This is a genomic window from Pseudonocardia sp. DxW (assembly GCF_058448985.1).
In genome coordinates, this window is sequence record NZ_JBZFLK010000034.1 from 1 (window position 1) to 21,148 (window position 21,148).

The 21,148-nt window shown below is 74.1% G+C and carries 22 protein-coding genes, 1 tRNA gene and 1 pseudogene; 10 read left to right on the forward strand and 14 right to left on the reverse strand.

What is annotated here, in order from left to right; translation table 11 throughout:
- Positions 1–204: 204 nt before the first annotated feature.
- The 6 genes from ACVJO7_RS31325 to ACVJO7_RS31350 form a co-directional block, all read right to left on the reverse strand.
- Positions 205–1,737 carry a tyrosine-type recombinase/integrase gene (locus tag ACVJO7_RS31325; protein ID WP_491675951.1) on the reverse strand — a complete coding sequence of 511 codons (1,533 nt, stop codon included), beginning with the start codon at positions 1,735–1,737 and terminating at the stop codon, positions 205–207.
- An 82-nt stretch (positions 1,738–1,819) separates the two neighbouring features.
- Positions 1,820–1,892: transfer RNA gene (locus ACVJO7_RS31330), tRNA-Arg, on the reverse strand.
- Positions 1,893–1,903: 11 nt separating this feature from the next.
- Positions 1,904–2,083: a hypothetical protein gene (locus tag ACVJO7_RS31335; protein WP_491675952.1), complete on the reverse strand. Its 180-nt coding sequence runs from the start codon at positions 2,081–2,083 to the stop codon at positions 1,904–1,906.
- Positions 2,084–2,096: 13 nt separating this feature from the next.
- Entirely contained in the window at positions 2,097–2,513 is a 417-nt protein-coding gene (locus tag ACVJO7_RS31340; RefSeq protein ID WP_491675953.1) for a site-specific integrase, read from the reverse strand.
- A 71-nt stretch (positions 2,514–2,584) separates the two neighbouring features.
- Positions 2,585–3,589, reverse strand: coding sequence for an ABC transporter substrate-binding protein (locus ACVJO7_RS31345; RefSeq protein ID WP_491675954.1), 1,005 nt, complete (start codon positions 3,587–3,589; stop codon positions 2,585–2,587).
- Positions 3,586–4,344, reverse strand: coding sequence for a TetR/AcrR family transcriptional regulator (locus ACVJO7_RS31350; protein WP_491675955.1), 759 nt, complete (start codon positions 4,342–4,344; stop codon positions 3,586–3,588). The genes ACVJO7_RS31345 and ACVJO7_RS31350 overlap by 4 nt, the downstream gene beginning before the upstream one ends.
- Positions 4,345–4,419: 75 nt before the next feature.
- Between ACVJO7_RS31350 and ACVJO7_RS31355 the strand changes: the two genes are divergently transcribed.
- Entirely contained in the window at positions 4,420–6,252 is a 1,833-nt protein-coding gene (locus ACVJO7_RS31355; RefSeq protein ID WP_491675956.1) for a CPBP family intramembrane glutamic endopeptidase, read from the forward strand.
- Between the two features lie 34 nt (positions 6,253–6,286).
- On the opposite strand, the gene ACVJO7_RS31360 is transcribed toward ACVJO7_RS31355, so the two are convergent.
- From ACVJO7_RS31360 to ACVJO7_RS31375, 4 genes are read right to left on the reverse strand one after another with little or no spacing between them, the layout of a single operon-like run.
- Positions 6,287–7,381: an SDR family oxidoreductase gene (locus ACVJO7_RS31360; protein WP_491675957.1), complete on the reverse strand. Its 1,095-nt coding sequence runs from the start codon at positions 7,379–7,381 to the stop codon at positions 6,287–6,289.
- A complete protein-coding gene (gene ppk2, locus ACVJO7_RS31365; protein ID WP_491675958.1) occupies positions 7,378–8,175 on the reverse strand; it encodes a polyphosphate kinase 2 in 798 nt (265 codons plus the stop codon). The genes ACVJO7_RS31360 and ppk2 overlap by 4 nt, the downstream gene beginning before the upstream one ends.
- An 8-nt stretch (positions 8,176–8,183) precedes the next feature.
- Positions 8,184–8,891 (reverse strand): SGNH/GDSL hydrolase family protein, encoded by a 708-nt coding sequence (locus ACVJO7_RS31370; RefSeq protein WP_491675959.1) that lies wholly within the window; start codon positions 8,889–8,891, stop codon positions 8,184–8,186.
- A 21-nt stretch (positions 8,892–8,912) separates the two neighbouring features.
- On the reverse strand, positions 8,913–9,617 hold the full coding sequence (locus tag ACVJO7_RS31375) for a mycothiol-dependent nitroreductase Rv2466c family protein (RefSeq protein ID WP_491675960.1): 705 nt from the start codon (positions 9,615–9,617) through the stop codon (positions 8,913–8,915).
- A gap of 94 nt (positions 9,618–9,711) precedes the next feature.
- On the opposite strand from ACVJO7_RS31375, the gene ACVJO7_RS31380 reads away from it, so the two are divergent.
- The 4 genes from ACVJO7_RS31380 (at position 9,712) to ACVJO7_RS31395 (ending at position 14,587) form a co-directional block, all read left to right on the forward strand.
- Complete coding sequence (locus tag ACVJO7_RS31380; protein ID WP_344018070.1) at positions 9,712–10,407, forward strand: response regulator transcription factor; 696 nt, start codon at positions 9,712–9,714, stop codon at positions 10,405–10,407.
- Complete coding sequence (locus ACVJO7_RS31385; protein ID WP_344018069.1) at positions 10,404–11,885, forward strand: sensor histidine kinase; 1,482 nt, start codon at positions 10,404–10,406, stop codon at positions 11,883–11,885. The genes ACVJO7_RS31380 and ACVJO7_RS31385 overlap by 4 nt, the downstream gene beginning before the upstream one ends.
- A gap of 659 nt (positions 11,886–12,544) precedes the next feature.
- Complete coding sequence (locus tag ACVJO7_RS31390) at positions 12,545–13,897, forward strand: S1C family serine protease (RefSeq protein ID WP_491675961.1); 1,353 nt, start codon at positions 12,545–12,547, stop codon at positions 13,895–13,897.
- Positions 13,898–14,095: 198 nt separating this feature from the next.
- Positions 14,096–14,587, forward strand: a complete 492-nt coding sequence (locus tag ACVJO7_RS31395; protein ID WP_425563576.1) for a MogA/MoaB family molybdenum cofactor biosynthesis protein — start codon at positions 14,096–14,098, stop codon at positions 14,585–14,587.
- Between the two features lie 675 nt (positions 14,588–15,262).
- On the opposite strand, the gene ACVJO7_RS31400 is transcribed toward ACVJO7_RS31395, so the two are convergent.
- A complete protein-coding gene (locus ACVJO7_RS31400) occupies positions 15,263–15,670 on the reverse strand; it encodes an antitoxin (protein ID WP_491675962.1) in 408 nt (135 codons plus the stop codon).
- 159 nt (positions 15,671–15,829) lie between these two features.
- On the opposite strand from ACVJO7_RS31400, the gene ACVJO7_RS31405 reads away from it, so the two are divergent.
- Positions 15,830–15,997: a hypothetical protein gene (locus ACVJO7_RS31405; RefSeq protein ID WP_344026818.1), complete on the forward strand. Its 168-nt coding sequence runs from the start codon at positions 15,830–15,832 to the stop codon at positions 15,995–15,997.
- Positions 15,998–16,002: 5 nt separating this feature from the next.
- Complete coding sequence (locus ACVJO7_RS31410) at positions 16,003–16,854, forward strand: urea carboxylase-associated family protein (protein ID WP_491675963.1); 852 nt, start codon at positions 16,003–16,005, stop codon at positions 16,852–16,854.
- 207 nt (positions 16,855–17,061) lie between these two features.
- Here ACVJO7_RS31410 and cpaB read toward each other — a convergent pair whose 3' ends face one another.
- Positions 17,062–17,757, reverse strand: a complete 696-nt coding sequence (gene cpaB, locus ACVJO7_RS31415; RefSeq protein ID WP_491675964.1) for a Flp pilus assembly protein CpaB — start codon at positions 17,755–17,757, stop codon at positions 17,062–17,064.
- A 71-nt stretch (positions 17,758–17,828) separates the two neighbouring features.
- Here cpaB and ACVJO7_RS31420 point away from each other — a divergent pair, with 71 nt between their 5' ends.
- Positions 17,829–18,074, forward strand: coding sequence for a hypothetical protein (locus ACVJO7_RS31420; RefSeq protein ID WP_491675972.1), 246 nt, complete (start codon positions 17,829–17,831; stop codon positions 18,072–18,074).
- A gap of 14 nt (positions 18,075–18,088) precedes the next feature.
- Here ACVJO7_RS31420 and ACVJO7_RS31425 read toward each other — a convergent pair.
- Both ACVJO7_RS31425 and ACVJO7_RS31430 read right to left on the reverse strand, forming a co-directional pair.
- Positions 18,089–18,280: pseudogene (locus tag ACVJO7_RS31425) on the reverse strand (FmdB family zinc ribbon protein); the annotation flags it as partial.
- Positions 18,281–18,323: 43 nt separating this feature from the next.
- Positions 18,324–18,977: a 5-formyltetrahydrofolate cyclo-ligase gene (locus tag ACVJO7_RS31430; RefSeq protein WP_491675965.1), complete on the reverse strand. Its 654-nt coding sequence runs from the start codon at positions 18,975–18,977 to the stop codon at positions 18,324–18,326.
- A 36-nt stretch (positions 18,978–19,013) separates the two neighbouring features.
- Here ACVJO7_RS31430 and ACVJO7_RS31435 point away from each other — a divergent pair, with 36 nt between their 5' ends.
- Both ACVJO7_RS31435 and glp read left to right on the forward strand, forming a co-directional pair.
- Positions 19,014–19,916, forward strand: a complete 903-nt coding sequence (locus ACVJO7_RS31435) for a UTP--glucose-1-phosphate uridylyltransferase (RefSeq protein WP_344026808.1) — start codon at positions 19,014–19,016, stop codon at positions 19,914–19,916.
- A 5-nt stretch (positions 19,917–19,921) separates the two neighbouring features.
- Complete coding sequence (gene glp / locus ACVJO7_RS31440) at positions 19,922–21,142, forward strand: molybdotransferase-like divisome protein Glp (RefSeq protein WP_344026806.1); 1,221 nt, start codon at positions 19,922–19,924, stop codon at positions 21,140–21,142.
- The last annotated feature ends 6 nt before the right edge of the window (positions 21,143–21,148 follow it).

Sequence of the window (21,148 nt, forward strand, 5' to 3'; positions counted from 1 at the left end):
ATCATCAACTTCTCGGGGCCCGCCTCACCGCAGCGACACGACCCCAGTCCCGGGCCCGGCCACACCCTCACCTGCACTCCGTTTCCGGAAGAGCCCCTTTGGGTCGCCTGCGAGGTTGTCAGACAGCTTGGCCGGGCGAGGAGAACGAGCGGGCGTCAACGCTACTGATGCGGTCAGGTGAGCGTCCTACGAGCCACCTACTCCTTACTCGGTCATCGAGCGAGTTACTCGTGCTCTTCGGCCACGAGCGACTTCGACAACGGCGGCCTCCTTCAATAACGAAATAGCTCGGTTCGCCGTGCCTGCCGAGACGTTGTAGCGATTCCGTAGCTCGGCCACCGTCGGAAGCGCATCGCCGGGGCGGAGTGCCCCGCACGCGATCGCACCACGTAGATCGGCTGCGATCCGCTGGTAGGGGCTCGCGAGGGCGTCCGCCGAGGGTACGCTCGCCGAAGATGCCGTTGCTAGTCCCTCGTGCTGGGCGTTCAAGGGGAGGGCGGGCATCCGCACGCCGGACTTCATCGCTCGCTGGTCTGCCTCGGCGACCCACGCGGTATACGCGCGAAGCGTGGTCGAACCGCCGCCTCCGTGTCCGAGACGACCGGCCACGGTCCGCACATCGGTGCCGGCGGCAATTAGCTCAGTTGCCGAATAGTGCCGCAATTGATGCAGGTGCATGTCCCACCCGAGCCTTGCACACATTCGGACATAACGGTTCGACACCGACGACGGCCGGCGCCAGATCCTGCCGTCCACCGCGTTCGAGAAGACGCGTGAGTCCGCCGTAAGCGTGATCCCGAGGGCTGCGGCGTCGGCGTTGCACTGTGCCCGGTAAGCCCGGAGCAGGGCGACGGTGTCGGCGTCGAGCGCGATCCTGCGCTGCTGGTGTGTCTTGGTGTCCTTCTCCCACGTCTTCGTGTTGTGCTGCGCGATGCTCGTGCGGAGCGTGATGACGGCGCGGTCGAGGTCGACCCTGTCCCACCGCAGCGCGCACAGCTCGCCTCGCCGCGCACCGGTCGTCATGGCCAGCCAGAGCAGCGTCCCCCACCACGCTTCACGTCGGAACGCCTCGTTGAGGATGATCGCTGCCTGCTCGGCGGTGGGCGGGTCCGGTTCCCCCTGACTCCCGCGCGGCGGCTCGGCCTGGTCGAGCGGGTTAACCGTGATCCAGCGCCAGCGCACGGCGCGGCTCAGCGCACCGCTGAGGCAGTAGTGCACCTTGCGGATCGACGACGTCGCGAGCGGCTTGCAGACGTGCGGCAGGCACTTGTCCGTGCAATCGTGCGGACCGTCTACGGCGTGCTGGACCGCTCGGCGGCCATCACAGTGCTCCCGACACCGGCGGAGGACCGCCTGGTGGCTGTCGAGCGTCTCGCCGCCGAGCCTTGCGACCGGGAGGTGGCCGAGAAGCGGGCGAATATGGCAGCGGATCGTCTGCTCGTAGCGCTGCCAGGTCGTCTCCTCGACATCGAGCAGCTCCAGGTAGCGGTCCATGAGCTGGTTGACGGTTGCCTTGGTGCGCGGATTGCGCTGCTCGTCGATCTGGTTGATGAACCGGGTGCGGATCTTCTCGGCTTCTGCCGCGGCCTTCGGGCCGGCGGGCACCGTCTCGACGAGGTAGTTCCGCTTGCCGCTCAGCGCGTCGATGCCCGCGTACACGCGCACGCGCAGGGAGCCACTGGGCAGCGTGTGGATCTCGCCGCGTTGCCGTCGTCGTGCGCCACGGGGTCGCGCCATGGAGCGAGCGTAACGGGAACTCGCTCCACGTCTAGCTCCACGAGGATGGTCAGCCGGATCGTCGCTGTGCCTCTGACCTGCGTGCCCCCGGCAGGATTCGAACCTGCGACACCCGCTTTAGGAGAGCGGTGCTCTATCCCCTGAGCTACGAGGGCTTGCGTGGAGCCTACCTGGGGCTCTTCGGCTCTCCTTCTCCGCCGTCGCCGTGCTGGGGCACATCTGGGGCACATGCCGCGGAGTCCATCCGGTCGGCGAGGTCGCCCATCCGGTCCGGGAACAGGTGGCCGTAGAGGTCGAGCGTCATGGTCGCCGTCTTGTGCCCCAGCATCATCTGCACCACCTTCACCGCGTGCCGGAGGCTATCGCGAGGGATGCCGCCGTGTGCCGCAGCTCGTGCGGGTGGAACCCCACCGGCCCGAGCTTTTGTTCACGGCGGGGTCGAAGATGTTCCGGCGGAAGTTGCGGACCCGCAGTACGCCGCCGCGCGGCGCCCGGAACAGGAAGGCATTGGCGTCGCGGCCCGTGACCAGCGGCGCCAGATCGGCGGCCAGGAACCGCGGTACCGGCACGGTCCGGCGGGCGTGCGTCCTGGGCGTCCCCCAGATCAGATGCCCGTTGACCTCGGTCACCGAAGCGACGACCTGAATGCGGCGGCGCTGCAGGTCGACATCCCGGAGCCGTAGTGCCGCTGCCTCTCCCGAGCGCAGGCCGGTGTAGGCCAGCAGCCGGACCAGCGGGCGGTAGCGTCCGCACTCCTTACACGGCCCTTCGGCCATGATCGTCGATCTCCGAGCAAGCGGGGGAAACTCACTACCCGCCCCCTCCGCCCCCTCCGCCCCCCTGGCGATCAGGGCGCCAGCGCCGCCCACTGCCCGGCGAGCGAGTCCAGGACGGGCGGCGTAGCCCTGGTAGCCGAAGTAGCCGACCGACGGACTCCTGTGAGTTCAGCCGGATGACCCGTCCCGCCCGGACGGCCGGGAGGCCGGACCACAACGGGTTCCCGCTCAGGGCGCTCAGCGCGGCCTCGCCGTCGGCACCGGAGTTGGCCATGACGATCAGGGTGTCGCCGTTCACCTCGCCGAGGAGCTCCGGCCCGACGGTGACGAACAGGTCCCGGTAGGGCTCCGGCGAGCCCGGTCGTGTCCGGGACGATCCGGCCGCCGGCGTCCTGCAGCCACCGGGTGACCGAGGATGCCTGCGGGCGGTAGACCCGGATCTGGTCGCCGACCCCGAGCACGGCCGAGACCGTGCCGATCTCGCCGAGGGCGGCGATGCGCTGCGCGCGCAGGGCGTCGAACTCGCCGATGATCGTGTCGGCCTGCTCGTCCCGGCCGACGGCCGCGGCGATCGCGCGCAGGCTCGGCTCGGCGTCGTGGACGTCGATGTCGACGGCCACGGTCGGCGCGATCCGGGACAGCGCGTCGTACTGGTCGGCGATCCCGTCGGTCCAGCCGAGGAGCAGGTCCGGCTGGAGTGCTGCCACCGCCTCCAGGCGCACCTCGTCGGAGCTTCCGGCGGTGGGCAGCACGGTGACGTCCCGGGCCAGGTCGGCGACGACGCCCGGGAACTGCGAGCCGATGATGCTCTCGTGGGTCAGCGCCCCGACCGGCTCGATTCCGAGCGCGAGCAGGTGCGGCAGGCTGCCCCGGCGGTCGATCGCGACGACCCTGGCCGGGGCCACGGGCACGTCGGTGACGCCCAAGGGGTGCTCGATCCGGCGTGACGTGGCGCCGCCGGGTGCTCCGGTGGTGCCGCCGGCGCACCCGCTGAGCAGGCCGGCCGCGGCCAGGATCGCGAGGAACTCCCGGCGGGTCGCGGCGGTGCAGACGGGTGGCGCGCACTCGATCATCATGTGTCGAACTCAGGCGAGCCTCGCCTGATCTCCAAGGGGTGTGCGATCCGCAGCTCGACCCCGTCCAGCAGCCAACCCAGCCCTGCCTCGAAGGTGTCGACGGCGGTCGGCGGCTCGCGGAGCGTCTCGATCCCCGGGAACCGGCCGGGCTCGGGGCGGTGGGTGGCCAGGAACGCCTCCTGCGCCGAGCCCCAGCTCCGCCCGTCGGGATCGGTCCACGCCCGGGCGCGGTCCTCGGCGATCACCAGCGGGACGTGCCCCCGGACGTGCCCGCTGACCGCCTGCACCACGGTCAGCGCGGCGTCGCCGTCCAGCCCGGTCCCGTCGAAGACCCGGATCGCCGAGTCCGTCCAGGCGAAGGCGTGCGGCCCGACGAACCGGCTGTCGTCGATCTCGACCAGCCACGGGTGCTCCCGGAACCCGGCCATCTCCTCGGCCGCCCACGCCTCGGTCCGCTCCCGCCAGCTCCCCGGGCGGGTGTGCGGCAGCGGGATCCGGCCGATCATGGTGTCCGCCATCAGGGCCAGCAGCGCGGCCTTGTGCGGCACGTAGGTGTACAGCGTCGCCGCGCCGACACCGAGGCGGGCGGCGACCCGGCGCATGGACAGCGCCTGAACACCCTCCTCGTCGGCGGCGTGCATGGCGGCGTCGACCAGCTGCTCGACGGTGAGCTGGTGCCGGGGGCCGCGCTGCGGCCGGCCGAGGCCGTTCCACAGCAGGTCCAGCACGACGCGCTCGTCCCCGTCGGTCCCCACGGGCTCATCCTTCCGTCGTTCCGCGGACTGTGCCTATCCTGTACTCGAACACTGTACGGAGTATCGGGGGGCGTCATGGCAGGGCTGGTCCGCACGCGCGAACGACCATGGGTGGGGACGGCGGCGGTGCTCGCCGCCTTCACCGTGCTCGCGGCGGGGGCCGCGGTGCTCGCCGGTCACCTCCCGGGTGGTGACGACGGCGTCCCCGGCCTGGCGGTACGCGCCGGTGCCGGTGTCGTCGTCGCCGCGATCGTGCTGTGGGCGGGTTCCCGGTTCCTCGGCCGGGCGCCGGCGACCGCGTGGGCAGGGTTCGCCGTGGCCGCGCCGGCGCTGGTCTGGTTCGCCGCGATCACCCTGGTCGCGGGGGCGGCGCTGCTGAGCGGGTCGGCCGAGCTGGACCGCGCCGCACTCGGCTCCGCTGCGGTCGCGGCGCTGACCGTCGGCCCGCTGCTCGTGCTCGCCGCCGCGCTGCCGGAGGAGCTCGTCTTCCGCGGGTACGTCCAGCACGTGCTGGGCAGGCACCTGGCCCCGATGTCGACGATCGCGGCCCAGGCCGCACTGTTCGCCGTGTGCACCGGATTGGTCACCCGGTCGGCGGCGGGCCTGACCGGGGCCTTCCTCACCGGCGTCTTCCTCGGCTACCTGCGCCAGTTCACCGGAGACCTGTGGGGGGTGCTGGGCCTGCGCGCGGCGATGACGGTGAGCACGGTCTTCCTCGGCGCCGCCGGGTTCGCGTTCACCCGGGCGCCCGCGGTCTGGAACCTGGCGCTGGGCGTCGGCGCCGCGCTCTGCGTCCTGCTGGTGGCGGTGCTGCTGCACCGCCGGAACCCCCGGCCGGTGTCGGAGCCCGGCGACGCGGCACCGCGGCCACGCACCGGCCTGAACCAGAAGGGGATCCTCTACGACGTCGGGTCGAGCTACCTGCCCGGCCAGCACTCCCGCGCCCGCTGGCGTCCGGACGTGGTGCGCGAGGAGCTCCGGGTGATCCGCGAGGACCTGCACTGCACCGCGGTCTGCCTGTTCGGGGAGTCCCCGCAGCGGCTCGAGGAGGCCGCGTGCGCCGCACTCGACCAGGGCCTGTACGTCTGGCTGCAACCCCGCCGGTTCGACGCCCCGGTGCCCCGGGTGCTCGACAACCTCGCCGAGGTCGCCGGCATCGCCCAGCGGCTCCGGGAGGAGCATCCCGACCGGGTCGGGCTGAACGTCGGCTGCGAGATCAGCCTGCTGCACCGTGGTGTCCTGCCCGGCGGCCTGGGTGCGCGGACGGTCGGGCTGGCCGTCGTCAGCGCGATCTTCCCGCCGTACCTGGGCCGGCGGACCAACCAGGTGCTCCGCCGCATGGTCGTCGTCGCCAGGGAACGCTTCGACGGCCCGCTGACCTACGGCGCCGGCACCTGGGAGACCGTCGACTGGCGACCGTTCGACGTCGTCGGGGTGAACCACTACACCGACGTCATGACCCGCTCCGGTTACCGGCAGGGCCTGCGCCGCGCCGCGTCGCACGGCAAGCCGGTGCTCGTCACCGAGTTCGGCTGCTGCAGCTACGACGGCGCCCAGGCCAAGGGCGGATCGGGCGCGGACATCATGGACTGGCGGGACCTGGACGACCGCCGGATCAAGGGCACCCACGTCCGGGACGAGCTGGTGCAGGCCGACCACATCGAGTACCAGCTGGACGTGTTCGAGACCGAGGACGTCGACGGCGCGTTCCTCTGCATGTTCATCGAGGGGGACTGCCGCTGGTCCCCGGACCCCACCCGGGACCTGGACATGGCGAGCTTCGGCATCGTCCGCCCGCCGTCCCGGGAGTCCGGGCTGGACGCCGACGACGGGCACTGGGAGCCGAAGGCCGCGTTCCACGCGCTCGCCCGCCGCTACGGCGCCGACGTCCCGGCCGGGTCGCGCTGACGACGGACCGGGCGCGGCATCCGGTGGCTGCCGCTCACACCATCGCGGCGCTGCCCAGCCCCGGATTGCGCTGGAAGAACGTGACCATCGCGTCCACGTGGTCGTCGAAGGCCGGGCACCGCACCCCGACCTCGCCGAGCAGCGCGGTGGTCGCCGCGACGTCGTAGCGGGTGGGGTGGGTCAGGTAGTCCAGGGTGCTCGACGGCACCCGGAACAGCCGGCCCATCCCGGGCACGCGGTCGATCGCGAACGCGGCGAGCCCGGTCGGCATCGGCACCGTGCGGAGCCGCTTCCCGAGCCGGTCGGCGAACACCTCGCACATCCGGGTCACGGTCGGCGGGTCCGGCTGGGCGAGCGCGACGGTCCGGTTCAGCGCGCCGTCGTGCCCGGCGAGCGCGGCGATCGCGTCCACCACGAAGTCCGACGGCACCAGGTTGAACTCGGTGCGCGCGGCCCGGCCGGGCAGCGGCACGGCCGCCGTCGCGCCCTGCCGGGCGAGCAGCTGCAGCAGGTAGTACGGCCCGTCGAACTTCTGGGTCGCACCGGTGACCGAGTCGCCGACCACGATGGACGGCCGGTACACGGTCACCGGCAGGCCGGCGTCGCGGGCGCGGGCGACGACCCGTTCGGCCTCGTGCTTGGTGTGGTCGTAGTGGTTCGCGAACGGCTGGCCGAGCTCCAGGTCGGTCTCGGCGAACAGGCCGTCGTACCGGCCGGAGACGTAGCAGGTGGACACGTACTGGAGCCGGCGCAGTGCCGTCGCCGCCTGCGCGAACGCCACGACGTGCCGGGTGCCGTCGACGTTCACCCGCCAGGCGAGATCGGCCGGCACCGACAGGTCGTAGACGGCGGCCAGGTGGAAGATCTCCAGCGGCCCGCCGAGCAGCCGGGCCCGCTCGTCGTCGGGCAGGCCGAGACCGGGCACGGTGATGTCGCCGACGACGAGATCGGTGCGGCCGGCGACCGCCGGGTCGTCGCGTTCGATCCGGGCCAGGGTCGCGCGCGCCTGGTCGGCGAACCGCTCCTGGACCAGCGCGACGGCGCGGGCGCCGGGCGCCCGGCGCAGCGTCCGGGGGAGCAGGGCCGACCCGAGGAACCCCGGGAAGCCGGTGAACAGTACGGCGCTCACAGCAGGCTGGCCGCGTGGTCCGGGACGTCGCGCTGGACCTCGCGCGGCGGGCGTACGTAGTTGCCCGACGGCGGCCGGTCCGGCAGCGTCAGCACCTTGCGCTCCACCGGCTCCCACGGCACCGACGACAGCAGGTGGTGGATCATGTTGATCCGCGCGTTGCGCTTCTGCTCGGCCTCCACGATCCACCAGGGCGCGTGCTCGGTGTCGGTGTGCACGAGCATGTCGTCGCGGGCCTTGGAGTAGTCGTCCCAGCGGGTCATCGACTCCAGGTCCATCGGCGAGAGCTTCCACTGCTTCAGCGGGTTCCCCAGTCGCTCGGCGAACCGCCGGGCCTGCTCGTCGGAGCTCACCGAGAACCAGTACTTCCGCAGGTGGATGCCCTCGTCGACGAGCAGCTGCTCGAACACCGGGGCCTGCCGCAGGAACAGCCGGTACTCGGCCTCGGTGCAGAATCCCATCACCCGTTCGACGCCGGCGCGGTTGTACCAGGACCGGTCCAGCAGGACGATCTCGCCGGCCGCGGGCAGGTGCTCGACGTAGCGCTGGAAGTACCACTGGGTCTTCTGCCGCTCGGTCGGCGCGGGCAGCGCGACGATCCGGCAGAACCGCGGGTTGAGGTACTGGCTGACGCGCTGGATGGCGCCGCCCTTCCCGGCCGCGTCCCGCCCCTCGAAGACGACGACGATCCGCGCGCCGGTCGCCTTGACCCATTCCTGCATCTTCAGCAGCTCACCCTGCAGGTGCAGCAGCTCCGCCTCGTACACCTTGCGCGGCAGCTTCTCGGTCGCCATCGGACCACCTAACCAGAGCGGCGCGGCCGGTACCCGGCGCGACGCAGCGCTTCGGTGAAGACCTCGGCGATGGCGGCGTAGCCGCGGTCGTTCGGATGGAACCGGTCGGAGGCGAGCTTGCCCCGCCAGTGCCGGGTCCGCGGGTCCCGCAGTTCGGCGAGCACCAGCCCGCGGCGCCGCACCGCGTCGTCGATCAGGCCGTTGACCTGCAGCGCCGCCGCGAACGTCCCCGGCTGGTTCCCGATCACGGTGCCGCGCGGGAGCCGGTCGAGCAGCCGCACGTAGCGGTCACCGATCCCGTCCTGGTGCCGCGGCTGCATCAGGTCGTTCGACCCGACCAGGCAGACCAGCAGGTCCGGTGCCAGCCGCAGGGCCGCCGGGAGCTGGCGGTCCAGCACGTCGTCGACCCGGGCGCCGTACTGCGAGAGGTTGACCAGCCGCCACGACGAGCCGAGCGCCGGGGCGAGCCGGCCCGCCCAGCCGCCCTCCGGCCCGGACGCCCCGATCCCCTGGGCCATCGAGTCGCCGAGTGCGACACAGAGCGGGCCGTTCCGGCGCAGCTCGGCCCGGTTGCGTTCCTGCCAGAACTCGGCGTACGGCTCGATCTGGCTCTGCACCCGCCGGATGCCGGGCAGCACCCGGGAGGCGAGCGTGATCAGCCGCCCGGGCGGGCGGCCGGTCCGGTTCGAGAAGCCGAGCTCACCCGGGTCGGTCACGGACGCCAGTGAAGCAGAACCTCAGCGCACGGTCGTCTCGCCGCGGGCGATCCGCGCGGTGAGCGGGGTCTCCGGGAACGAGCGCAGGCCCCGCTTGAGCTCGGCGAACCCGGGCCAGGTGGCGAGGGTGAACACCGCGTCCCACAGCCGCAGCGCGTCCTCGCCGAACGGCACCGTGTCGATCACCGGGCCGAACAGCCCCGGCCCGTCCGGCGGGGTGAACGCCAGTACCGGGGTCCCGACGTCGTCACCGCAGCGCCTGCGGACCTCGGCCACGTTGTCGCGCAGCCCGGCATCGAGCCCGTCGTCGTGCGCGGCGTCGGCGAGCCCGGGCGACAGTCCGAACCTCTCCAGCACCGGACGCAGGTCGCGCTGCTGCGCCATCACCTGCATCACCGGGTTGAAGCCGTCGCCGTCCGGGGCCTCGGTGTCCCACACCAGCTCGCCGAACGCGGTGTAGAGGTCGCCGACCGCCTCGGGGCCGTGCTTCGCCTCCGCGGCCGCGATCACCCGCAGCATCTCCAGCCCGCGCCGGTGCGACTCCGGGTAGGCGTCGGAGACCTTCAGCCGCTCCTCGTAGGAGATCCCCTCGTTGAGCAGCGCGAGCGGCAGCGGACGCCAGCTCACCGCGATCTCGCGCTGCCTGCCGACCTCCACCACCCAGCGCGAGGTGACCCAGCAGAACGGGCAGATCGGGTCGAAGAAGAACTCGAACTCGTCGGTCATGCCGGACGACTACCCGGGTGAGCGGCAGATCCACACCCGCACCGATCAGCTCCCGCTCAGACCTCTCTCAGGAGACTGGGCGAGACTGGGCGGCATGCGCATTCTGGTCGTCGACGACGACAAGGCGGTCCGGGACTCGCTGCGCCGGTCGCTGGCCTTCAACGGCTATCAGGTCGCCCTCGCCGAGGACGGCCAGGCCGCGCTGGACATGATGCTCACCGATCGCCCGGACGCACTCGTCCTCGACGTGATGATGCCGCGGGTCGACGGGCTGGAGGTCTGCCGACGGCTGCGCAGCGCGGGTGACGCGCTGCCGATCCTGGTGCTGACGGCGCGGGACGCGGTGTCCGACCGGGTCGCCGGGCTCGACGCGGGCGCCGACGACTACCTGCCCAAGCCGTTCGCGCTGGAGGAGCTGCTGGCCCGGCTGCGCGCGCTGCTGCGCAGGCGGACCCCCGAGCAGGACGACGACGGCGGGGCGAGCGCCGCGCTCACCTTCGCCGACCTGTCCCTGGACCCGGACACCCGCGAGGTCACCAGGGGCGGCCGGTCGATCAGCCTCACCCGCACCGAGTTCTCGCTGCTGGAGCTGCTGCTCGCGCACCCGCGCCGGGTGCTGACCCGCGCCCAGATCCTGGAGCAGGTCTGGGGCTACGACTTCCCGACCAGCGGCAACGCGCTGGAGGTGTACGTCGGCTACCTGCGCCGCAAGACCGAGGCCGACGGCGAGCCGCGACTGATCCACACCGTCCGCGGCGTCGGGTACGTGCTGCGGGAGTCGCCGCCGTGAGCGGGCTCCGGTCGCAGATCAGCGCGTCGCTGCGGCTGACCCCGACCGAGGAGCGGGCCGAGCGGTGGTGGCGCCGGACGCACGGCGCCGACGAGCGCGAGCGGTTCACCCTGCGCGCCCGGATCGGGATCCTGGCCGCGCTGGTCGCCGCGGCGATGGTGCTGATCGTGTCGATGGCCGCGTTCCTGGTCGTCCGGCAGAACCTCACCAGCTCGCTCGACGAGAGCCTGCGGCAGCGCGCCTACCTGGCCGCGCAGAGCGACCTGATCAACCCGCAGCTGCTGGCGACGCTGCCGCCCGCCGTCCTCGGCGCCGCCGACCTGCACATCGCGCTGCTCTACTCCTCGGGCGTCTACACCTCCGCCGATGAGTCGTCGATCCCGCCGGTCGGGGAGCCGGAGCTGGCCGTGGCCCAGGGCGGCCCGACCCAGCCCGGGCGCACCGAGTTCCTGGACGGCGTCCCGTACCGGGTGGTCGCCGTGCGCGCCGACGAGGGCCGCGCGCTCGTCATCGCCCAGCAGCTGGACACCATCACCAAGGTGGTGACCCGGATGGGGACCGCGCTGCCGCTGGTCGGGCTGGGCGGGGTGGTGCTGGCCGCGCTGGCCGGGGTCGCCGTCGCGCGGACCGGGCTGCGGCCGGTGCAGCGGCTCACCGCCGCCACCGAGCGGGTCGCCAACACCGGCGACCTGCGCCCGATCCCGGTCGCCGGGTCGGACGAGCTGGCCCGCCTCACCCAGTCGTTCAACGCGATGCTCGGGGCGCTCGCCGCCTCCCGCGAGCAGCAGCGCAGGCTCGTCGCCGACGCCGGGCACGAGCTGCGAACCCCGCTGACCTCGCTGCGCACCAACCTGGAGCTGCTCACCGCCGCCGACCGGCCGGACACCCCGGACCTGCCCGCCGACGACCGGGTGGAGCTGCTCGACGACGTCCGCGCCCAGGTCGAGGAGCTCTCCCACCTGGTCGGCGACCTGGTGGAGCTGGCCCGCGACGACGCGCCGACGATGACCACCGAAGCGCTGGAGCTGAGCGAGATCGTCGAGCGGGCGCTGGCCAGGGTGCGGCGCCGGGCCGGGGAGACCGAGTTCGACGTGCACCTGACCCGGTGGATCCTCGACGGTGACGCCAGCGCGCTGGAACGGGCCGTGCTCAACCTGCTCGACAACGCGGTGAAGTGGAGCCCGCCCGGCGGCCGGGTGCGGCTGTCGATGGTCCCGATCGCCCCGGAGTGGATCGTGATCGAGGTCGCCGACGAGGGCAACGGCATCGCCGCCGAGGACCTGCCGCACGTGTTCGACCGCTTCTACCGGGCGGACACCTCGCGGACGATGCCCGGATCCGGGCTCGGGCTCTCGATCGTGGCGCAGGCCGCGGCCCGGCACGGCGGGGAGGTGCGCGCCGGCAGCGCCCCCGAAGGCGGCGCGCTGCTGTCGATGGCGCTGCCGGGCCGGTACGTGGCGGAACCCGACAGCCCATAGCCTGGTGGGGTGACGGCCCGGTGGCGGGCCGTGCAGGCGACGTGACGGACGGTGGACGCATGGCCCAGGAGAACCCGCCCGACGAGAGCCCCGGGACGGACGGCTCGTCGGGCCCGGAGGGTTCCGCGGGCACGGCCGGCGCGACCGGCCAGGACGGGACGCGGGACCGGGCCGGCGCCGAAGGGCCCCCGGACGCCGGGGCGGACGCCGGGGCCGGTGACGGCGCGGGTGCTCCGGACGGTGACGGCGCCGCCGGCGGACCTCCCGCCGGCAGTCCAGGGAGCGGCGCCGGAACCGTGTCGGACGCCGATGCCGGTGCCGCGCGGACCGGTGCCGATCCTGTTCCGGACGAGCACGCCGGTGCTGAACGTGCGGACCACGCGGCTGCCGCGGGTGGCGCGGACTCGGACCGTGGGGATGGCGCGGGCTCGGACCGTGGGGATGGCGCGGGCGAGAACCGCGTGGCTGGCGCGCGTGACGATCGTGCGGGTGGCGCGGGCGACGGCCGTGCGGTTGGCGCGGGCGCCGATCGCGCGGGTGCGGGCTCGGACCGTGCGGGTGCGGCCGGCGAGGACCGTGCCGGCGCTGCGGCCTCGGACCGTGCCGCTGCCGTGGGTGCGGACCGCGCGGGTGTCGTGCCGGGGGACCGTGCCGGAGCTGTGCCTGCGGACCGGACCGGTGCCGCGTCCGACGAACCTGCCGGCGGTCTCCCGCCCGGCCAGCACGACCCGGACCGGACCGCCGCCACCGGCGCGGACGCGGATCCGCCGACCGACCGCTGGGAGGTCCAGGCCAACCCGTGGGCCCGCCCCGGCGCCCCGCCCCCGGAGTACCCGGGGGAGCGCTACCCGACGTACCCGGCGCCCTACGGGTCGGCGCACCATCCGGGCACGGCGGCCTACCCGGCAGACCAGCAGCCCTACCCCTATCCGACCGGGGTGGCGCAGCCGCCGCCGAGCCGGCCCCGCCGCACGATCGCGCTGATCGTCGGCGGGCTCATCCTCGCCCTCGTCGCGGGCGCGATCGGCGGGGCGATCGGCGCGGACATCTCCCGTTCGTCGGCGTCCGGCGGCGGGGTGCTCGCCGAACCGGTGCCCGAGGTCGAGTCCGATCTGCCGATGACCCCGGTCGAGACGGTCGCCGCGCGCGTCCTGCCGAGCGTGGTGCAGCTGCGCGTCGAGGGCGGCGCCGGCAACAACGGCGGCCGCGGCGAGGGCTCCGGCATGGTGATCAGCGACGACGGCCTGATCCTCACCAACAACCACGTCGTCGAGCCCGCCGCGGCCGGCGGGACGCTGCGCGCGGTCCTGCAGGACGGCCGGGTCGCCGTCGGGTCGATCGTCGGTCAGGACCCGCAGTCCGATGTGGCGTTGGTCCGGATCCAGGTGGCCGGTCTCGTGCCGGTGGAGCTCGGGAACTCCGACGGCGTCCGGGTCGGCCAGCAGGTCACCGCGGTCGGCTCGCCGCTCGGCCTGGGCGGCTCGGTGACCACCGGCATCGTGTCCGCGCTGGACCGCGCGGTGAGCGTCGGCGGCGAGGCGGGCAACGAGTCGACCGTGCTCAACGCCATCCAGACCGACGCCGCGATCAACCCGGGCAACTCCGGCGGCCCGCTCGTCGACATGGAGGGCCGGGTCGTCGGCATCAACTCGGCGATCGCGACGGCCGGCCCGGGCGGCGGCTCGATCGGCGTCGGCTTCTCGATCCCGATGAACCAGGCGCGGCGGATTGCCGACCAGCTGCGCAACGGCGGCCCGGCCACGCACGCCGTGCTCGGCGTCGAGGTCACCGACGATCCGCAGCTCGGCGGCGCGCGGATCCAGACGGTGACGCCGGGCGGCGCGGCCGAACAGGCGGGCCTGGTCCCGCAGGACCTGGTGGTGCGCCTCGGCGACCAGCGGATCTCCACCGGGACGGACCTGCAGGCCGCGGTCCGCTCCCAGCCGCCCGGGGCCTCGGTCGAGCTGCAGCTGCAGGACCGGACGGTCCAGGTGACCCTCGGCGAGCAGTGACCGGACGGGTCCGGGCGGGTGGAGCGACCGGGATCTCGTTGACGTGTGAAAGACCGACGTGATGGGCTGACGGGGTGTTCGGTGGTGCCCCGTCGAACGCGAACGGAGCGTCGTGCCGGTGCGGGTTCCCCCTCTCCGTACCGGCACGGCCTCCCCCCGGGACCGTGCCGGGCGCGGCGTTAGGGTGACGGGATGGAGATGTCGGATCCGCAGATCGGTCGTGCCCTCGTGGTGATCGTCGACGACCGGGTGAGTGCCGGTGAGCGGTCCGACGCCACCGGGCCGCTGGTGACCGAGTTGCTGGAGGAGGCGAACTTCGTCGTCGACGGCGTGGTGAGCGCCCCCGGCGACGTCGTGGCCATCCGCAGCGCGCTGAACACCGCCGTGATCGGCGGCGTCGACCTGGTGGTGACGGTGGGCGGGACCGGCGTCTCGCCGCGCGACGTCACCCCGGACGCGACGACCGGTGTCCTCGACCGGCCGGTGCCGGGCATCGCCGAGGCGATCCGCGCCTCCGGCCTGGCCGCCGGAGCGGTCGACGCCGGGGTGTCCCGCGGCGTCGTCGGCGTCTCCGGCAGCACGCTGGTGGTGAACCTGGCCGCCTCCCGCGCCGCGGTGCGCGACGGCATGGCCACCCTCACCCCGCTCGTGCCGCACGTCATCTCGGAGCTGTCCGGCCTGGACGCCTGACCTCGGCGCGTCGCACCCCTTCACCCACCGAGATGCAGCTGAGCGGGCTGCGAAGATCGACAATTGCCGCTGATCTGCATCTCGGCGGGCCAAGGGGTGCGAGGTCGCGCGGCGCGGCCCGGGCCGGGCCATGCCGCGTACCGCGCCGCGTAGGGCCATGCCGTGTAGGGCCTCCGCGCCCCGCGCTGCGTAGGGCCACATCGCGCGCCGCGCCGCGCCGCCGTGCCGCGCCGGGCCGCGCGGCGCCGCGCCGTGCTGGGCCTTGCCGCGCCCCCGCCGCCTAGGGTCGCGCCCCCGCCGCGTAGGGCCGCGCCCCGCGCCGGGCCACGCTGCGGCCGGCCGTGCCGCGCCATGCCCTGCACCGCCGCACCTCGCCCGCGCGCCCCACCGCACCACTGCGCGGGCCACCGGCACCGCGTCATGCCTCAGCAGCGCCGCTTCGCACCCCGTGACTCGTCGAGATGCAGCTGAGCGGGCCGTGAAGATCGACAATTCCCGCTGGTCTGCATCTCGGCGGGCCAAGGGGTGCGACGGGCACGCTGCGCACCGCCGCGCGGCTCACCAGGCCGCGCCGCGTCGCACTACGTACCGTGCCGAGGTGCGGCCCGACCCGCACCCCCCGGACCCGAACGGGCCCCGGCGGAATCACCGCGCAGGGCCCGTCGCTCGCTCGGATCAGCTCGCGGGAGGCGGCGGAACCGGCGGGACGCCGCCGTCCTTCCGGCCGTCCGAGGCGGGCGGCTGGGACGCGGCCGGGTTGCCGTCGGGCTTGAGCGCGTCACCACCCGGCGGTGCGGGCGGCACCGGCGGGACCCCGTCGGTGTGCGTGCCGGCCCCGGGGGCGGTCCCGGAATCGTGCCGGAGCGCCTCCTCGACCTTGCCCTTCACACTGTCGATCTGCTCGGTGTACTTGCCGCCGGTGGCCTGGTCGACCCGCTCGGCGGCCTTCCCGACCAGCGGACCGGCCTTCTCCCGGGCCTTCTCCAGGTGCGGTCCGGCCTTCTCCTTCGCCTTCTCCAGGTGCGGCGCGGCCTTCTCCAGCGCGCTCTCCGCCGCCTCGCGGGCCTTGTCCAGGAACCCCATGTCAGCCTCCCCTCCTCGTCGGGCCCGCAACGGTCGCGGGCGTGTTGCGTCACGGTCGCGTCCATGGTGGCACCGCGAGACGACCCGAGGGGGCCGTGACGGCACGCCACGGCCTCCTGCAACGGGATCGACATCTCCCCGCACGGCACCATGGACGCCATGACCGAACCAGCGGACCGGCTGCGCAGGCGGATCGAGGACATCTTCGGCGACGACCCCGTCGGCACCTCCGACGAGCGCTCCGACGGCGGCTCCGCCGAGGAGCGCGACGATCGTGACCCGGACCGCTGGTTCACCGAGAACCGCCCGCCGCACCACGGAGGCTGAGCACGATGAGCACGACGGGACCGACGGACGCGGCCTACCAGGGCGGGCCGGGCTCGCCGCTGCACGTCGACCGCGACCGCTACGGCGCGCTCGGGACCGACACCGCTCGGCGCACCCTCGTCGAGGAGTTCGAGATCCCGATCCGCTCCGGCCGGGCCTGGACCGTCCCGGCGGGGCACGTGATGCGGCTCTACACCGTGGACGGGCCGCAGGTCGGCGATCTCAACCTGTGGCACCGCGACAACCCGCGGGAACGGTTCTGGGCGGCCCGCACCCGCCAGCTGCACGCCGCGCACGTCACCCGGTTCGACCGGCTGTGGTCGACGTTGCCCTACCTGCGGCCGCTGGCGACGATCGTCGCCGACACGCTGGAGTCCTACGGCGTCGACGACGACGGCGGGCGGGTGCACGACACGCTCGGCTCCCGCTGCGATCCGTACGTGAACCGGATGCTGACCGGCGCCGACTTCGACTTCCACTGCCACTCGAACCTGGTGCGCGCGGTCGCCCCGTACGGGCTGACCGAGTTCGACGTGCACGACGTGCTCAACGTGTTCCAGTGCACCGGGCTGAACGAGCGCGACGAGTACTTCATGAAGGCCTGCCCGGCCCGGGTCGGCGACCACATCGAGCTGTTCGCCGAGGTGGACCTGCTCGCCGCGCTGTCGACCTGCCCCGGCGGGGACCTGTCGATCCCGATGTGGGGGCCGGGGGCCCGGGACCCGATCGAGGTGTGCCGGCCGATCGGGGTGGCCGTCTACGCGGTCGACGAGGAACTGCTGCGGGGATGGGAGCCACCGCCCCGGGCCGCCTACGCGGGCGCGCACGGCACCGGGCTGGTGTCCCGCCCGTACTGACCCGGCACTGACCCGGCACTGACCCGGCACTGACCCGGCACTGACCCGGCACTGACCCGGCACTGCCCCGGCGCCGACCGCACGACCGGCCACCGCGCCCGGCCAGCGCCCCCGGCCAGCGCGCCCGGCCCCGGTACCGGACCCGCAGCGGGTGACCGCACCGGCCGGGCAGGTCGTCGCATCGCCGGCTGCCCGTCCCGGCGCCGCTCATCGCAGGGTCACCGTGACCTCCCCGGCCAGGGTCGCCGCGGCGACCGCGGTGGCCTCGGCCTCGGGCAGCGCGACCAGTACCAGCGGCCCGGGCCCGGCCGGCCCGGCTGCGGCGCCCGGCCCGGACGGGGTGTCCGGCAGCACCGCGACGACGCCGGCCCGGGCCGCCAGCACCCGGGGCCCCTCCGGGCCGCCGGCGATCACGTCGACCCGGGAGCCCGGCGTGAGGAGCCCGGCGACCGCCGGATCGGCCGGGCGCACCGGTACCGCGGAGGCGCCCGGGCCGCCGGTCCGCGCGGCCAGGCCGGGACCGATCAGGCGCAGGTCGGTGATCGGCTCGCCGGCCCGGACCGGGCCGGCCGCGATCCGACCGTCCGCCTCGGCGACGGCCCGCAGCACCCCGCCCGGGGCCAGCGCAGGCGGCCACCCGGCCACCGCGACGTCGGCCGGCCCGATCGGGCCGCCCGCCGCGAGATCACGTGCGGCGACCAGGACGGGGACCCGCTCGTCGGCCGGGTCGGGGAGCAGCGCCACGACGAGCGCGGCGAGCGCCAGCAGCATCGCCAGTGCCCGGCGCAGCAGCAGCGCCCGCGCCCAGGACGGGGGCCGTGCGCGATCCCCGGCAGCACCCTGTCCCAGGGCCCGCGGGACCGCCGATCGTCGTCCATCCGTCCGCCCTCCGGTTCCGGTCACGGATCGACGGTAGGGCGGGTGGTGGGTGGTCGGCGGGCGGATTCCGGTCCTGTGGACAACCGGAACCGCCTGTGGACAACTCCCCGGATCAGGAGGTGGCGGCGGCCTTCGCGGAGGAGGATGAGGAGGAGCTCTCCGACTTCGACGACGACGACGAGGAGGACGACGACGAGGACGACGAGTCCGAGGACGACGAGTCCGAGGACGACGACGACTTCTCCGACGAGCCGGACGACGCGGCCGACGAGGAGGAGTCGGACGACGAGTCCGACGAACCGTTGCCGGTCACCGAGCCCGAGCGCGAGTCGGTCCGGTAGAAGCCGCTGCCCTTGAACACGATGCCGACCGAGGAGAAGACCTTGCGCAGCTTGCCGGCGCAGTTCGGGCACTCGGTGAGGGCGTCGTCGGAGAACGCCTGGACCGCCTCGAAGCGGTGGTCACACGCTGTGCATGCGTACTGGTAGGTCGGCACGACTTCCTCCGGGACGACGGTTTGGCACTCCGGGACTGCGAGTGCCAGCATACTCCGCGCCCGCCGGGACTCCGACCGGTCCGTCCGGCGAGGATCAGCGGCCGGACGAGACGTGCACCACTCCGTCGCCGGGGAGCACGACGAGCCCGACGGTGACGTCGTGCGGCTCGGCCGGGACCGCGTCGAGCAGCTCGCCGTCGTGCAGCAGCACCGCGACCACCGCGCCGGCGGCCACCAGCGGCAGCGTGCGGTCGTAGTAGCCGCCGCCGCGACCGAGCCGCCGCCCGCTCCGGTCGACGGCCAGCGCCGGGACCAGGACCAGCCCTGCGGTGGCCACCGCGGCCGTGCCGAGCCGCGGCCCGGCCGGCTGCCGGGTCCCGAACAGGCCGTCGACCAGCCCGTCCGGACCGGTGTAGCGGGCCCAGTCCAGCGGACCGGGCTCGGCGGGCACGACCGGTACGACGACGTCGTGCCCGGCGTCGAGCAGCACGTCCGGCAGTGCCGGCACCGCGCCGGCCGCGGCGCCGGGCTCGCCGCCGATCGGCAGATAGCAGTGCACCGGCCCGGGCGTGTCCGATGCGAGCGAGATCACATGCCGGCTCAGCGCCGCGGTCGCCGCGGCCCGCTCCCCGGGTGGCCGCCCGGTGCGTGCGGCCAGCAGTCCGCGTCGCAGCGTCCGCTTGCCGTCACCGGGTCGCCCGCCCTGATCAGGGGACGATCCGTCGGTTGTCTCCGCGCGAGCCGTCACGGCCCCAGGGTAGGGCTGTGGCTAGGCTCGCCGACCATGAGCGCGCAGACCACCAGTACGGCCGGGGCGTTCCGCACCGCCGTGGTCCCCGCGGCCGGCCTCGGAACGCGGTTCCTGCCGACCACGAAGGCGGTGCCGAAGGAGCTGCTCCCCGTCGTCGACACCCCGGGCATCGAGCTCGTCGCCGCCGAGGCGGCGCAGGCGGGGGCCGAGCGGTTGCTGATCGTCACCTCACCGGGCAAGGACTCGGTCGCCGCGTACTTCCGCGAGGACGACGAGCTGGTCAAGACCCTGGAGGGGCGCGGCAAGAGCGAGCTGGCCGAACGGGTCCGCCGCGCTCCCGGGCTGCTCGAGGTCGAGTCGGTGTACCAGCACGAACCGAAGGGGCTCGGGCACGCCGTCGCCCAGGCCGGCCCGGTGCTGGCCGACGACGAGCAGGCCGTCGCCGTGCTGCTGCCCGACGACCTGGTCCTGCCCACCGGGGTACTGGCCACGATGGCGGCGGTCCGGGCCGAGCACGGCGGCAGCGTGCTGTGCGCGGTCGACGTGCCGCGCTCGGAGATCTCCGCGTACGGCGTGTTCGAGGTCTCCGAGACCGCCGACGACGACGTCAAGCGGGTGCACGGCATGGTCGAGAAGCCCTCGGCCGACGAGGCACCCTCCACCTTCGCCGCGGCCGGCCGCTACCTGCTGGACCGCGCCGTGTTCGACGCGCTCGACCGGATCACCCCCGGCGCGGGCGGCGAGCTGCAGCTGACCGACGCCGTCGCCCTGCTGATCTCGGAGGGGCATCCGGTGCACGTGGTCGTGCACCGCGGCGGGCGGCACGACCTGGGCAACCCGGCCGGGTACGCGCGTGCCTACGTCGACTTCATGCTGGCGCACCCGGAGTACGGCGAGAGCCTGCGCGGCTGGCTGACCGACCGACTGAAGGACTGAGCCGAGTGCGCACGGTCGAGGAGCACCTCACCCGGATCCTGGACGTGGCCGTGCGGCCCGCCCCGGTGCGGGTCGCGATCGCCGACGCGCAGGGACTGCGCAGCGCCGAGGAGGTCGTCACCGGGCGTCCGCTCCCGGTGTTCGACCAGGCGGCGATCGACGGCTACGCGGTGCGCAGCGTCGACGTGGCCGGAGCGACCGAGGCGAGCCCGGTGACGGTCCCGGTGGTCGGCGAGATCGCCGCCGGGTCCCGGCAGCCGCTGCGGCTGCAGCCCGGCCAGGCCGTCCGGGTCGCGGCCGGGGCGCCGCTGCCCACCCTCGCCGACGCCGTCGCACCGGTCGCCTGGACCGACGCCGGTGCGGCCCGGCTGACCGTGCGCCGCGGGGTGCCGTCGGCCGGGTTCGTCCGCCGGGTCGGCGAGGACGTGCAGTCCGGTGACGTCGCCGTCCGCGAGGGTGACGTCGTCGGCTCCGCCCAGGTCGCGATGCTGGCCGCCGCCGGGCGGGACAAGCTGCTGGTGCACCCGCGGCCGCGGGTGTCGATCGTGTCGGTCGGCGACGAGCTGGTCGAGGTGAGCCGGTCGGCGTCGTCCGGTCAGGTCGCCGACGTCTGCTCGCACGCGCTCACCGCGGCGGCCCGAGAGGCCGGCGCGGAGACGAACCGGGCCCGGATGGTCGGCGGCAGCGGCGCCGAGATCCGCGGCGCGGTCGAGGACCTGCTGCCCGCGAGCGAGATCATCGTGGTGTGCGGTGCCGGTGGTGGCAACGCCGCCGCCGAGGCGCGCAGCGCGCTCGCCGATCTCGGCGGGATCGACGACACCCGGATCGCGGTGCACCCGGGATCCGCACAGGGGTACGGGCGGCTCGGTCCGGACGCGGTGCCGGTGTTCCTGTTCCCGCCGCACCCGGCGACCGCGCTGGTGCTGTTCGAGGTGTTCGTCCGGCCGCTGGTCCGGCTCGCGCTGGGCCAGGAGGCGCGCCGCCGCACCTGGACGGCGCGGCTGACCTCGCCGCTGGTCTCGCCGGCCGGGCGACGGTCCTACGTCCCGGCCAGGCTGCTGCGCGACGACGCCGGCGGGGAGCTGCTCGCCCAGCCGCTCGGCGGATCGGGCAACCACCTGCTCGCCGTGCTCGCCGAGGTCAACGCGCTGGCCGTCGTCCCGGAGGACGTCACCGAGCTGACGGTGGGGGAGCAGGTCGAGCTCGTGCCCCGCGGCCGCGGCTGAGCCGGT